Annotated in this window: 12 protein-coding genes; 9 read left to right on the forward strand and 3 right to left on the reverse strand. The window is 41.2% G+C overall.

What is annotated here, in order from left to right; translation table 11 throughout:
* Positions 1–33 precede the first annotated feature (33 nt).
* Positions 34–918 carry a LysR family transcriptional regulator gene (locus tag BMX11_RS20590; protein ID WP_090888247.1) on the reverse strand — a complete coding sequence of 295 codons (885 nt, stop codon included), beginning with the start codon at positions 916–918 and terminating at the stop codon, positions 34–36.
* Positions 919–1002: 84 nt separating this feature from the next.
* On the opposite strand from BMX11_RS20590, the gene hutH reads away from it, so the two are divergent.
* The 5 genes from hutH (at position 1003) to BMX11_RS20615 (ending at position 8820) form a co-directional block, all read left to right on the forward strand.
* Entirely contained in the window at positions 1003–2565 is a 1563-nt protein-coding gene (gene hutH / locus BMX11_RS20595; protein ID WP_245738728.1) for a histidine ammonia-lyase, read from the forward strand.
* A gap of 2 nt (positions 2566–2567) precedes the next feature.
* The gene (gene hutI / locus BMX11_RS20600) at positions 2568–3833 is read left to right on the forward strand and encodes an imidazolonepropionase (protein ID WP_090888249.1); all 1266 of its coding nucleotides are present in this window, start codon (positions 2568–2570) and stop codon (positions 3831–3833) included.
* Positions 3823–5823 carry a urocanate hydratase gene (locus BMX11_RS20605; RefSeq protein ID WP_090888252.1) on the forward strand — a complete coding sequence of 667 codons (2001 nt, stop codon included), beginning with the start codon at positions 3823–3825 and terminating at the stop codon, positions 5821–5823. Before hutI ends, BMX11_RS20605 begins: the two co-directional genes overlap by 11 nt.
* Before the next feature lie 89 nt (positions 5824–5912).
* A complete protein-coding gene (locus BMX11_RS20610) occupies positions 5913–8051 on the forward strand; it encodes a S9 family peptidase (RefSeq protein WP_090888254.1) in 2139 nt (712 codons plus the stop codon).
* 103 nt (positions 8052–8154) lie between these two features.
* Complete coding sequence (locus BMX11_RS20615; RefSeq protein ID WP_090888256.1) at positions 8155–8820, forward strand: Rossmann-fold NAD(P)-binding domain-containing protein; 666 nt, start codon at positions 8155–8157, stop codon at positions 8818–8820.
* Between the two features lie 105 nt (positions 8821–8925).
* Here BMX11_RS20615 and BMX11_RS20620 read toward each other — a convergent pair whose 3' ends face one another.
* Positions 8926–9105, reverse strand: coding sequence for a hypothetical protein (locus BMX11_RS20620; RefSeq protein WP_090888258.1), 180 nt, complete (start codon positions 9103–9105; stop codon positions 8926–8928).
* A 397-nt stretch (positions 9106–9502) separates the two neighbouring features.
* Between BMX11_RS20620 and BMX11_RS20630 the strand changes: the two genes are divergently transcribed.
* Positions 9503–11200, forward strand: a complete 1698-nt coding sequence (locus tag BMX11_RS20630) for a glycoside hydrolase family 3 protein (RefSeq protein ID WP_090888319.1) — start codon at positions 9503–9505, stop codon at positions 11198–11200.
* A gap of 320 nt (positions 11201–11520) precedes the next feature.
* Positions 11521–11721, forward strand: coding sequence for a hypothetical protein (locus tag BMX11_RS20635; protein WP_090888262.1), 201 nt, complete (start codon positions 11521–11523; stop codon positions 11719–11721).
* A 48-nt stretch (positions 11722–11769) separates the two neighbouring features.
* On the opposite strand, the gene BMX11_RS20640 is transcribed toward BMX11_RS20635, so the two are convergent.
* A complete protein-coding gene (locus BMX11_RS20640; protein ID WP_090888264.1) occupies positions 11770–12303 on the reverse strand; it encodes a thioredoxin family protein in 534 nt (177 codons plus the stop codon).
* 110 nt (positions 12304–12413) lie between these two features.
* On the opposite strand from BMX11_RS20640, the gene BMX11_RS20645 reads away from it, so the two are divergent.
* Positions 12414–13076, forward strand: coding sequence for a TatD family hydrolase (locus tag BMX11_RS20645; RefSeq protein WP_090888266.1), 663 nt, complete (start codon positions 12414–12416; stop codon positions 13074–13076).
* 79 nt (positions 13077–13155) lie between these two features.
* Positions 13156–13935 carry a tRNA threonylcarbamoyladenosine dehydratase gene (locus tag BMX11_RS20650; protein ID WP_090888268.1) on the forward strand — a complete coding sequence of 260 codons (780 nt, stop codon included), beginning with the start codon at positions 13156–13158 and terminating at the stop codon, positions 13933–13935.
* Positions 13936–14032 lie beyond the last annotated feature (97 nt).

Raw genomic sequence — 14032 nt, forward strand, 5'->3', positions numbered from 1 at the left:
CTTCAGACTAAAGACTCCAGACTGAGGACTAATTCACCCCCTGAGCAATGCGATTACATTCTGCAATGCAGGATTTCGGTTAGATTCCTTCCAGATGACTGAAAGTTCTGTACGCTGAGGAATATTCTTCAGCTCAAAAAACCTGATTTTAAGGTGATAGCCCAACTGCAGGGAACTCGGGACAATGGCTACCCCAAGCCCTTGTTCTACCAACTTAAAAATGGTAGGTGCGTGTACCGATTTATGAAATACCTTTGGTCTAAATCCACTATCCTCACAAATACTCATGATTAAATCATAATAAAGTGGACTATCCTCGCTCGAGAAAAAGATAAAAGGCTCATTAGCCAGTTGTCTGATGTTTTGGAAATTCCGCTCATTAACGGGATGATCTTCAGGAACAACAAGAGAAAAAGTATCTTCAAAAATCGGATGCCGGGAAATACCCTCCGGCACACGGGGCAAACGCACAAATCCGAGATCGAGCTTATCTTTTTCAATCAACTGTACCTGTAACTGATTGGGCATTTCCTCCAGCAATGTTTGTATACCAGGATACGTTTTATTGAGCCGAAAAATAAGTTCGGGTACTACATTTTGCGCTGCAGAACCCAAAAAGCCAATCCGCAACTCCGTTTCCCTTCCTTTACCAATATTATCAAGCTGCGTTTTAATCGTTTCTAAATGGTTAAAAATAAAATCGACCTCTGCTTTTAAATAAACTCCGGCAGTGCTCAATTCTACTTTCCGTTTATTGCGCACAAATAAATCAACACCATAAATTTCTTCCATCTGCTTAATCTGCCGGCTCAAACCAGGTTGAGAAATAAATAACTTTTCAGCAGCCTTTCTAAACCGCAGTTCTTCTGCCAGTACTTGAAAATATTTCAGGTGCCTCAACTCTATCTGATAACCCATAGTTATTAATTGATGATGTAAATGGTATTTATAAGCATCAAAAGTATAAATTATATTTGTTCTGAATCTATTAATAAGAATATCGTGAAACAGGTTTTTCAATACGGAACAGATACCCTTACTGTGGGTAAAGCCCTGGCCATCAGCAATGGGGAAATAAATGGCATATTAAGCGAGGAAACTAGAAAAATGGTTAGGCAGAGCAGTGAAGTAGTAGATCGGATTGCCTCCTCTACTAAGGCAGTTTACGGTATTAATACCGGTTTTGGGCCGCTGTGTACAGAAATGATCTCTGCTGAAGATACCCGCAAGTTGCAGGAAAATATTTTAAAAAGTCATGCAGTGGGTATTGGCGAGCCTGTTTCAGAAGAAATTTCCCGCCTCATGCTGGTACTTAAATTACAGGCTTTAGCACAAGGGTATTCGGGTATCCAGGAGGCTACACTCGACCGCATGATCTGGTTTCTGGAAAATAACATTACTCCGGTTGTACCTAAACAGGGTTCTGTTGGTGCATCTGGCGATCTTGCTCCCCTATCCCACCTTTTCCTACCCTTAATCGGTTTGGGGAAAGTACACCACAAAGGAGAAATAGTAGAAACCAAAAACCTGTTAGAAACCTATAGCCTCATACCAATCCTTTTAGGGGCAAAAGAAGGACTGGCACTAATTAACGGTACACAATTTATTGCCGCCCATGCCGTAAAAGTAGTCCAGAAAATGCACAATTTGCTTGCAGTAGCCGATATTACAGCCGCTATGATGCTAGAGGGCTTATTGGGTTCTGCCAAACCATTTGATGAAAGATTACATAACTTAAGGCCGTACAAGGGAAGTAAGCATGTTGCAGCCAATATCCGCAACTTATTAAATGGTTCAGAGATTGTGCCTTCACATTCCAACTGTTCAAGGGTGCAGGATCCTTATTCGTTACGCTGTATTCCTCAGGTACATGGGGCCTCCAGAAATGCCTGGCTGCACCTCAAAGAAATGCTGGAGATTGAAATTAATGCCGTAACCGATAATCCGGTTATTTTCAGTGAAGAACTCACCATCAGTGGTGGTAATTTTCATGGCCAACCCATGGCTCTTCCTTTAGATTATGCTTGTTTGGCGGCTTCAGAAATGGGAAATATTTCCGATAGGAGAATATACCTGTCATTAGAAGGCACCACACCCGGTGTTCCTAAACTGCTGATGAAAGAAACAGGGCTTAACTCAGGCTTCATGATTTTACAGTACACTTCCGCAGCACTGGCCAGCGAGAATAAAGGCCTTTGTTTCCCGGCAAGTGCCGATAGCATCCCAACCTCATTGGGGCAGGAAGATCACGTAAGTATGGGCTCCATAGGTGGAAGAAAAGCACTTCAGGTGATTGAAAACGTAGAAAAAATACTGGGAATCGAGCTTTTCTGTGCTGCACAAGCCATGGATTACCATTTACCTTTAAAGTCGGGCAAGGTAATTAATGCTATACACGATGCGGTACGCACGAAGGTAGCACACCTGGAGGAAGACCAGATTATGTACGATTTGATGCAAAGCACGATAGATCTGGTGCAAAGTGGTGAGTTATTGAAAATTGCCAACAAAGCAGCCAATGAATCAAATTTGAATGGTTTTAATGAGGAATTCGAAAAATACTAATCATGGAAAATGAATATTGCCTGATCGGCCCTATTTCACAGTTGATTACCCTTTCAGACCTTGCCGAAAAAGGCCCGCTAGGAGATGAAGTTTTACAACCTGTTCTTCAGGCCGGAATATTGATGCAAGGCGATTTGATTTATAAAACCGGGCCTTATAACGATTTGCTGGAAGATGCTAACCGTTTAGAAGCGACCAAAATATTACTGGAAGGTGATCACGTTTGCATACCCGGATTTATCGATGCACATACACACATCTGTTTTGCAGGCTCCAGAGCAAATGATTATGCCATGCGCAATGCGGGTAAGTCATACCTCGAAATTTCGCTCGCCGGCGGCGGCATATGGGATACGGTTAAAGCTACACGCCAAGCCAGCTTAACTGAACTTACTGCCTTAACCCAAGCTCGAGCCAATAAACACCTGCAAGAAGGCGTAACCACCATAGAAGTTAAAAGCGGGTACGGTCTTAGTGTAGAAGAAGAATTGAAAATGCTTCGTGCAATTGCCGCAGCAAACAAAGAAACGGAAGCAGATTTGATCCCTACCTGTTTGGCTGCGCATACACTACCTAAAGATTTTGAAGGTACGCATGAAAAGTATCTGCAACAAATCAGCCAGGAGCTTTTTCCAGTTATTCAAAAAGAAAATCTAACTACCCGTATTGATGCCTTTATTGAACAGGGTGCATTTTCTGCTGAAGTTATTCGCCCCTACTTTGTAATTGCGCAGCAATATGGGTTCAGTATCACTGTACATGCCGATCAATTTAGCCCTGGTGGAAGTGCGGTAGCAGTAGACTTTAATGCAATAAGCGCAGACCATTTGGAAGCGAGCGGAGATCCTGAAATCAACCTGCTGGCTAATAGCGAAGTTGTGTCTGTTGCTTTACCTGGGGCATCCCTAGGCTTAGGCTGCCCTTTTACTCCTGCGAGAAAAATTTTGGATGCAGGTGGCTGTTTAGCCATTGCAAGTGATTGGAACCCTGGTTCTGCACCAATGGGCGACCTTTTGATGCAAGCCTCGATCTTGGGTACTTTCCAAAAACTGTCTAATGCTGAGGTATGGGCCGGAATCACTTTTAGAGCAGCGAAAGCCCTTAATCTTTACGACAGAGGACAACTGATACCGGGTATGTTGGCCGATTTTAACCTCTTTGCCACCTCAAACCATCAGGAAATCCTTTATCAACAAGGAAAACTTAAACCCGTTCAGGTTTGGAAGAACGGGAAATGTGTACACTCAAATCTGAAAAATGAACTTTAAAGCACAAATCATACAGGGTATTCCAGCTACACTGCCCGAAAAGAAAACATATAACCCCGCGCTCAATCATGCGCCAGTACGTAAGGATATACTTAGCCCCGAAGAAAAAAAACTGGCTGTACGTAACGCACTTCGGTATTTTCCTGCGAAATGGCATCATGTTTTGGCTCCCGATTTTTTGGAAGAACTAAATACCTATGGCCGGATTTATATGCATCGTTTCAAGCCTGATTACGCCATTTATGCCAGGCCTCTAAGCGAATACCCATATCAAAGCTTACATGCAGGCTGTATCATGCTCATGATCCAGAATAATCTCGATCCGGCAGTTGCCCAGCACCCTGAAGAATTAATTACTTATGGTGGAAATGGGGGCGTTTTTCAGAACTGGGCGCAGTATCTCCTCACCATGAGCTACCTGGCCACCATGACAGATGAGCAAACCCTGAATATGTATAGCGGGCATCCTCAAGGCTTATTTCCATCGTCTAAATATGCACCCAGGGTAGTGGTTAGCAATGGCATGATGATTCCGAATTATTCAAAAGTAGATGATCTGGAACGCTTCAGTGCATTGGGTGTTACCCAATACGGACAAATGACAGCGGGTTCTTATATGTATATTGGTCCTCAAGGCATTGTACATGGAACCACCATCACCTTAATGAATGCTTTTAGGAAGAAATTGTCTGCAAAAGAAAATCCTGCGGGCAAAATATTTCTTACCGCAGGACTTGGCGGGATGAGTGGCGCTCAACCCAAAGCCGGAAACATTACCGGTTGCATCACCATTTGTGCAGAAGTTAATCCGGCAGCAGCTCAAAAAAGACACGAACAAGGTTGGGTAGATGAACTGATAGCTGACCTGGCCGACCTCGTAAAACGTACAAAAATTGCCGTTCAAAATAAAGAAACCGTATCTATTGCTTATGTAGGCAATGTGGTTGATGTTTGGGAACGATTTGATTTAGAAGATATATCCATTGAAATCGGTTCTGATCAAACTTCCCTCCACAATCCCTGGTCTGGAGGATACTACCCTAGCGGATTAAGCTTTGAGGCCGCCAATGAAATGATGGCTGGCAACCCAGATTTGTTCAAAGAAAAAGTTCAGGAATCGTTAAGGAAACATGCTGCAGCAATTAACCGGCACGTAGCGAAGGGCACCTACTTTTTTGATTATGGCAATGCATTTTTATTGGAATGTAGCAGAGCGGGTGCCGAGGTAATGGCGGCCAATGGAATTGATTTCAAGTACCCCTCTTATGTTCAGGATATTTTGGGCCCTATGTGTTTTGATTATGGCTTCGGGCCTTTCAGATGGGTATGTAGCTCAGGCCAGGCAGAAGATTTAGCACTAACAGACCGTCTTGCCCTGGAGGTTCTAGAAGAAATTAAAGCTTCCGCACCAGCGGAAATCATTGAACAATTATCAGACAACATCACCTGGATTAGGGAAGCTGCAGCCAACAAACTGGTTGTAGGTTCGCAAGCCCGAATTTTATACGCAGATGCAGAAGGAAGGGCTAAAATAGCCGAGAAATTTAACGAGGCCGTGAAAAACAACCAACTGTCTGCCCCTGTAATATTAGGCCGCGATCATCACGATGTAAGCGGAACGGATTCCCCTTTCCGGGAAACCAGCAATATTTACGATGGAAGCCGATTTACGGCAGATATGGCCGTCCAGAACGTAATTGGCGATAGTTTCAGGGGTGCAACCTGGGTTTCTATTCACAATGGCGGGGGTGTAGGCTGGGGTGAAGTGATAAACGGAGGTTTTGGTATGGTACTCGATGGAACGAATGAGGCTTCAGAAAAACTAAAAAACATGCTCTTTTACGATGTGAATAATGGCATTGCAAGACGCAGCTGGGCAAGAAACCAGGAAGCCGACTTTGCCATCAGAAGAGAAATGGAGCGGACACCAGATTTGAGGGTGACACTACCTGTTGCAGTTGATGAGGATATTTGGAAAGATATGTTTTAAAGTAAAAACCCCTCTGTATTATTCTTAATACTTTAAATTCATATCCATTTAACAGTATTATTTTTATCAACTAGAATAAAACCGTACAAATGAACAAATATTTGCTTAGCCTAACTGCTTGTGCACTCGCACTTTCAGCAAACGCTCAACAAGGAAAAACCTTAACAGAAAAAGATTACGAAAGAGCCGAAAGTTTTTTAAGCTATAACACTGAACCATTTATAGATAATGGCAGTGTAAGACCAAACTGGCTGGCAAACGACCAATTTTCTTATACAGTTAGAACCGCAAAAGGGACGCAAACTTATTTGGTTGATCCCCTTAAGAAAACGAAAACACCTGCTGCAAATAATCAAAATGGCGCTGGTCAGGCCCGTAGAAATACAGCCGGCCCAAATGAGGTTGTCTCTCCAGATGGCAAAAAAGCTGTTTTCATTAAAGATTACAATCTTTGGGTAAAGGATTTGGCTTCTGGCAAGGAAACACAGCTAACCACCGATGGGATAAAAGATTATGGGTATGCAACGGATAATGCGGGCTGGACACATAGTGATGCGCCAATCGTACGGTGGTCGCCAGATTCTAAAAAGTTAACCACTTTTCAGCAAGATCAGCGCCACGTTAAAGATATGTATCTCGTAACCACCAATGTAGGTGCACCAAAATTGAAAGCATGGAAATATCCTTTGCCAGGAGATAAGGAAATTGCTACCATTAGAAGGGTCATTATTGACGTGGAAAGCCCGAAGGTGATTTCACTGAACATTGCTCCCGATCAGCACCGTGGCACTTTAAGCGATGATATAGCCAGCAGTGGTACTTTTGACGATATTGATTGGAAAGCTGATGGAAGCGAAATGGCTTTTGTATCTACTTCCAGAGATCATAAAAATGAGAAATTTCGCATTGCCAATGCCAGTACAGGTGCAGTAAGAGAGGTGTTTGAAGAAACTGTAAAAACACAATATGAATCTGGCCAGGGAACCATTAACTGGAGGTACCTTTCCGATACCAAAGAAATTATCTGGTACTCGGAGCGTGATGATTGGGGGCACCTTTATCTTTATGATGCGACAACGGGAAAAGTCAAAAACCAGATTACCAAGGGTAATTTCGTGGTAACGAAATTGATTCAGGTAGATGAAAAGAACCGCACTTTGTATTTTATAGCCTGCGGTCGCGATGCGGCAAACCCCTACTTCAGCCATTTCTATAAAATAGGTTTTAATGGCAAAGGTTTAACCGATTTAACCCCTGAAAGCGGAAATCACCAACTTACTTTTTCTCCTTCTAACCTGTATTTTATCGATAGCTATTCTAAACCTGATGTTCCGGCAACCATTGTACTCCGCAATCTTAAAGGAGAGCTTTTAATTAACCTGGAGAAAACCGATGTAAGCAGGCTGACTGCACAAGGCTGGAAAGCGCCAATCCCCGTTGCACTAAAAGCCGGAGATGGTAAAACCGATATTTATGGGCTAGTATTTACACCCACTAAAATGGAGGCTGGCAAAAAATATCCGGTAATAGATTACATCTATCCGGGTCCACAGGGTGGCAGTGTTGGAAATTGGTCGTTCGTTGCTTCAAGAGGCGACAACCAGGCATTAGCTGAACTGGGTTTTATCGTAGTGGTAATGGAAGGTACAAGCAACCCTAACCGCTCTAAAAGTTTCCATGATATGAGCTATGGCAATATGGCCATTAACACGCTTCCAGATCAAATCGCTGCAATCAGACAATTATCTGTAAAATACCCAATGGATACTACAAAAGTTGGAATCTGGGGACATTCGGGTGGCGGATTCGCTACCGCAGCAGCCATGTTCCGTTATCCTGACTTCTTTAAGGTAGGCATTTCAGAATCAGGAAATCACGACAACAGAAACTACGAGGACGATTGGGGCGAACGTTATAATGGTTTACTAGAAAATACTGATTATGAAGCTCAGGCTAACCAAAATTATGCGAAAAACCTTAAAGGTAAATTGATGTTGGTACATGGTATGATGGATGATAACGTTCCGCCATACAACACCCTTTTGGTAGTTGAAGCTTTGGAGAAAGCCAATAAATCTTTCGATTTAGTGATTTTCCCGAATAGCACCCATGGTTTTGGTCAATACTCACCTTATATGATGCGTCGCCGCTGGGATTATTTTGTTAAAAATCTTTTAGGTGCAGAGCCCCCTCATGATTATCAAATGAAAGGACCACGTTTAAGATAAAATTAAAATGCCTTAATGAGCCTCTCATTAAGGCATTTTGGCTTTCAAACCTTTTATCTTAAATTGGGTTTCTAATACATCACCTTATAAATTGAGTTAAAAAATGGCTACCAAAAACAGAGTAATCATTACGGGTACAACGGGAATGGTGGGAGAAGGCGTACTCATTCAATGTTTAAAAAGTTCAGCAATAGATCACATCCTGGTCATTAACCGTAAGCCTTGTGGATATACTCACCCTAAACTAAAAGAGATTATCCATTCCGATTTCTTTGATTTCTCTCCCTTAGAGGAACAGCTTAAGGGATACAATGCTTGCTTTTTTTGTCTGGGCATCTCATCAGTAGGCGTAGAGGAAGAAATCTATTACAAAATGACCTATACACTCACATTACATGTAGCTAAAACATTGAGCCGTTTAAACGACGACATGACCTTTTGCTATATTTCTGGTAGTGGAACAGGAGAAAAGAGCAGGCTAAAATGGGCGCAGATAAAAGGAAAGACTGAAAAAGACCTCACAAAACTTCCATTTCTTCAGGTTTTCAATTTTCGGCCAGGTTTTATTAAACCCATCAAGGGATCAAAATACACACACAAATTTTATAAATATATTGGATGGCTATTTCCGATTGGGAGAGCCATTTATTCAAAAGGTTTTTGCACCATGGAAGAATTAGCCAATGCGATGATCAATACATTGAATCATCATGATGAACGGAGAATTTTGGAAGGAAATGATATTATTGCCATGGCTAACGAAGACTAATTTTTATTAGTCTTAGGCCAAATTGAAGAGCAATCTATGAAAACAAAAAGTTAGAGGCTGAGGGTTGAGTCTTTAACGCTGGAACCCACAGCCTATAACGCGCAATTAATGCTTAGGTTCTCTTTTCCTGGCATTGTCTTTATTCGAAGTTTGGTCAGACCGCTGACCTCCCCCATTGGTTATCCCATTTTGTTTTTTATCAGTTTTTAAATCGTGGTTTGCCCTGTCGGCAATTGAATTCCCTTGAACAGTTGGGTTGTTTTTCGGCATGCTCACATTTTTCATAACGATATATTTTTAGTTAATACTCATTTACCGAGCGCTATTATAATAACCTCTGCCAACTAAATATGTTTGGATTATTTAGAAAAACGTTGGCTTTATGGGCTGGTAACCACTGAGCGCACTGAATTTTACACAGAGAAAGCATGGTGCTTATTATTTCACTATGTAAGACATATAATGAAAAATAAGACCTGGCTTTTCAAAACTACTTGGTCGCTTCGTGGTGAAACAATTTTTGCGAAATACCTGAATCAGTGCTTCCAGACTTATAACTTAAAACCTATAACTTATCACTTTATTACTTACAACTCAAACGTATTAAATCAATTACTTGGATTGGTTTTTGTTTAATTCGGCTTTTGATTATTATTTTAGCATCGAATACAACAAAACACACGTGAAAAAGAACGTTATCCTTATCCTGATCTGCTTTGCAGCGCTATCAGCAAACGCGCAGAAAAAAACATATTTAGAGCTTCTTGCCAATCAACCTCAATGGGTCGATTCTGTTTTTAAAACCTTAAACCGTAGAGAACGAATTGCCCAGATGTTCTTTGTTAGGGCACACACCAATCTCGGCAAAAAATATTCAGACTCTGTTGGTCAGGTGATTAAAAAGGAGCAGTTGGGTGGTGTAGTATTTTTCCAGGGTGGCCCTGGCCGTCAGGCTGCCGTAACCAATGCCTATCAAAAAGTAAGTCATGTGCCTTTACTCATTTCTTCAGATGGAGAATGGGGATTAGGTATGCGCTTAGACAGCACCATTTCATACCCTTACCAAATGACCTTGGGTGCCATCCAGAACAAGGATTTGATTTATCGTATGGGTTTAGAAGTGGCCAAAGATTTTAAACGTCTGGGCATGCAAATGAATTTAGCTCCAGATGCCGATATTAACAACAACCCTAAGAACCCCGTAATTAACTACCGTTCTTTTGGAGAAAACAAGTACAATGTGGCCTCAAAAACTGCCGCATATATGAAGGGAATGCAAGACGGTGGTTTATTAACCACTTTAAAACACTTCCCGGGTCATGGCGATACCGATGTAGATTCGCACTACGACTTGCCGCAACTGAATTTTACAGCAGCCCGTTTAGACAGTTTGGAAATGTATCCCTTTAAAGAGTTGATTAAACAGGGCGCTTCAGGCGTGATGATTGCGCACATGAATATCCCATCGTTAGACAATACACCCAACGTACCTTCTACCCTTTCTAAACCTATAGTTACCGGCATTTTGAAACAAAAACTAGGCTTCAAAGGCTTAATTATCTCTGATGCTATGGATATGAAAGGGGTAGTGAAATACTTTAAAGATGGGCAGGCAGATTTAATGGGCGTAATTGCAGGAAATGACATTTTAGAACTTTCACAAAATAGTGATAGGGCAATTAAATTAATCCGTAGAGCCGTTCGTCAGGATCGCCTGGATATGAAAATCATTGATGAAAGCGTAAGAAAAATTTTAACCGCCAAATATTGGGCTGGAGTATATAAACGCGACACCATTGTTACCCAAAACATTGTTGCGGGTGTTAACCGTAAAGAGAGCAATGCATTGGTTCAGGAATTGGCAAATGCCTCTGTAACATTATTGAAAGGGAAAGAATACATCAAGAACCTTATTCCGATTAGAAGAACAGCCATCATAAGTATTGGTGTAAGTGGCGTAACCAAATTCCAGAAAGAGATTTCAAAAGGTTTTTATAACTCCGTATACTATGTATTGGATAAAGATGCTACCGCCACCCAAATTTCAAACATTGCACGCGAAATTGGTGCTTTCGACCAGATAATTGTGGGTATCCACGATAGCAGAGCCAGGCCAGCCAATAACATGCCTTTAAATACAGGGGTTAAAAATTTCATCAAAGAATTATCGGCAAAGAATACTGTTTTTGCATTATTTGCAAACCCTTATAATTTAGCCAGCTTACCAGGATTAGAGAGCAGCAGAGGTTTAATTGTGGGCTACCAAAAGGAAGATTACATGCAAATTTCGGCAGCTGCAGTCATCAATAACCGCTTAGTTCCCTCAGGAAAACTTCCGGTAAGCATTGCACCTTATTATAAGTTTGGAGACGGATTGTAGTTGGGTTGTGGGTGGCGTGCCTTCTCATTGTGCCCCTGGTTCGTGGCCCACGTACCAGTTCTGCAATCCATTGTGAAATAAGTCCCTGAGGATAACTGAGGTGCCTTAGGTGGTTAAAATGGTTATGGGTTGCGTGTTATGGGTTGTGGGTCTGAGTGCATAACTGAGGTGCCTTAGGTGGTTAAATGGGTTGTGGGTTGCGTGTTATACGTCAAATGACGACTTTGGACTAAAGACTTAAGACTCAGGACTAGTTAATTAAGCTTCCAACCAAAACAATTCTCTCCTACCAAGCATTATCTATTATAAAGCCTAAAATTATGATAGATCCAGAAAATGACAATTACGCCAATGATCCGAATGATGGATTGCGCAGAGAAGATGATGTAGAAAATATAAAAGAGGCCGATGGCGACAATATCAGTATTGAGCACGATAAAGATATGCTGGAGCAAGCCGAAGAAGCCTCGAGGCCTTCTTATGAACTCAATGTTGATGACTTAGAAGAAGAGGAAGATTAAACAAAAAGCCAGGCGCTGAGCCTGGCTTTTTAATGTCATTTTTTCGCTTTATTTAGCTTTAGTCTCGTAAGTTTTAGGACTTATCGCAGCGCTAGTCCAGCCTTTTAAAAACGAATTAATTTTCTTTACGTCGTGCCCTAATTTCTTTTTGCCATTAGCGCCAACCTCATCCGTTTCTAAATAAGCTGAGTTCTCGATATGCAAAACTTTTCCTTTTCCATCCAGCACCACAAAAACCGGAAAACCAAATCGTTGTGGATAACCTAAATCTGCCAATACAGCTTCGTTTTTATTTTCAGGACTGTAATTCACTAAAACAGTTTCAAAATTATCATTGATGTATTTCTTCAACGTTGCTGTGCTATCAACCAAATTATGAAAAGCGATGCACCAGGTACACCAGTTTCCGCCTACTTGTACCAAAACATGTTTATTCTCTTTTGCCGCCTTACTTACAGCCGCAGCCAGATCTGCCTTTGCATTGGCCTGAGGGTTGTAAATATGAACAGCTTCCTTTTTGGCCTGACTAAATGCAGTTGTCGAAATCAATACCGCAGCTAATAATGTGAATAATCTTTTCATAACTTTTAAATGAAGATACAAAATTAATAAAGCCTACTCATTTAATAGATTACTATCAAAGTATTTACAGTAGAAGTACATTTTCAACAAAAGCTTATCTTTGTCCATCAATGGACTTTTTAGATATACATACCCATAAAGTTGCCCAACAACAAGGGGTTGCCAGTATTCAAAGCTTATCGTTAACCAGCGATATCTTCCTGGCGATGCCTAAAAGAAAGCCGATTTCCATTGGCCTCCATCCCTGGTTTGCCAGTATAGATAAACTGGAAATACAGATGACCTATTTAAAGGTGCTGGCCAAACAAGCTAACGTTAAAATGATTGGCGAATGTGGGTTAGACAAGCTAAAAGGTGCTCCATTAGAAGATCAGATCACGATATTCGAACAACAAATTGCCCTTGCAGAATCATTAAACAAGCCATTGATCATTCATTGTGTGAAAGCTTTTTCAGAGCTGATCGAAATTAAAAAGAGACTCAAAGTAAAAGTTCCTATGATTATTCACGGCTTTAACAAAAAAGAAGCATTGGGAAAACAGCTTATCGATAACGGGTTCTTGCTTTCCTACGGAACAGCGTTGCTGCAATCAGATTCTGGAGCAGCGGCACTTGTACAATCCGATTACCATTTCTTTTTAGAAACAGATGAGGCATCAATTTCAATCGTAGAAATTTATGAAGCCGCAGCTAATTTAAAAAAATGTACTGTTGATGAGCTTAAAGCATGTATTTTTGCCAACTGGAAAAAATTAAATTTAATAATTGATTAACAATTCGCTTTAGAGGCTTAAAAATTAGCGGTAAGTATTGCGTTTTCATTTAAGTTTCAGCGACAAAAAATATATAGTTATGTCTGAGGTTACCTGGCTTTCTCGCTCTGCATTATTGGTAGGAAATGATGGAATAGAAAAGCTTCAATCTAAACATGTTCTCGTTATTGGCTTAGGCGGCGTAGGTTCTTTTGCAGCCGAATTTATCTGCCGCTCTGGCATAGGCGAAATGACTATTGTGGATGGCGATGTGGTTGATCCAAGTAACCGGAACAGGCAACTACCGGCATTGGCTACCAATCATGGGGTAAGCAAGGCTGAAATTATGCAAGAACGTTTACTGGCCATTAATCCGGAATTAAAGCTTCATGTAGTAAATGCTTTTCTTACACCAGATAAGTGCAGGGAAATTTTAGAATCCAATTACGACTATGTAATGGATTGTATTGACAGTGTAATGCCTAAAATCACCTTACTAAATACAGCATTAGAAAAAAACATTCCTATTGTAAGTTCTATGGGTGCCGGTGGTAAGGTCGACCCAACCAAACTTCGCATTACTTACCTGCCCAGCACTTACCAATGTGTTTTTGCCAGCTATGTACGTAAACGATTAAATAAACAGCCAAACGTGGAAAAAGTGAAAGCTGTTTTCTCTACAGAGGAAGTGAAACGCGATTCCTTAATTTTAACGGATGGCAGTAACTTCAAACGCTCTGCTTATGGAACAATTTCTTATCTCCCAGCCGCGTTTGGCGGTGCATGCGCATCAGTGGTTATCCGCGATTTACTCGAAATCCCTTTTGAAATGGAGAAACGACCAGCGAGAATCAGAAAAAACCCAGCAAAGAAAAAGTAGTCAGGATTTCTGAACCATTTCATCCGGCTGACAAAACTCAGCATACTGGCAAAAGCTATCTTTAATCGATTTTCTGTTGACGATGTGCTGAAAAATA

The sequence above is a fragment of the Pedobacter rhizosphaerae genome (genome assembly GCF_900111155.1).
Classification (GTDB): domain Bacteria; phylum Bacteroidota; class Bacteroidia; order Sphingobacteriales; family Sphingobacteriaceae; genus Pedobacter; species Pedobacter rhizosphaerae.

Coding starts and splice junctions, on each gene's coding strand:
- BMX11_RS20605 (WP_090888252.1), top strand. CDS start 3,823: ATGAACTTTAAAGCACAAATCATACAGGGTATTCCAGCTACACTGCCC.
- BMX11_RS20645 (WP_090888266.1), top strand. CDS start 12,414: ATGGACTTTTTAGATATACATACCCATAAAGTTGCCCAACAACAAGGG.
- BMX11_RS20635 (WP_090888262.1), top strand. CDS start 11,521: ATGATAGATCCAGAAAATGACAATTACGCCAATGATCCGAATGATGGA.
- BMX11_RS20620 (WP_090888258.1), bottom strand. CDS start 9,105: ATGAAAAATGTGAGCATGCCGAAAAACAACCCAACTGTTCAAGGGAAT.
- BMX11_RS20640 (WP_090888264.1), bottom strand. CDS start 12,303: ATGAAAAGATTATTCACATTATTAGCTGCGGTATTGATTTCGACAACT.
- BMX11_RS20610 (WP_090888254.1), top strand. CDS start 5,913: ATGAACAAATATTTGCTTAGCCTAACTGCTTGTGCACTCGCACTTTCA.
- BMX11_RS20590 (WP_090888247.1), bottom strand. CDS start 918: ATGGGTTATCAGATAGAGTTGAGGCACCTGAAATATTTTCAAGTACTG.
- hutI (WP_090888249.1), top strand. CDS start 2,568: ATGGAAAATGAATATTGCCTGATCGGCCCTATTTCACAGTTGATTACC.
- BMX11_RS20650 (WP_090888268.1), top strand. CDS start 13,156: ATGTCTGAGGTTACCTGGCTTTCTCGCTCTGCATTATTGGTAGGAAAT.
- BMX11_RS20615 (WP_090888256.1), top strand. CDS start 8,155: ATGGCTACCAAAAACAGAGTAATCATTACGGGTACAACGGGAATGGTG.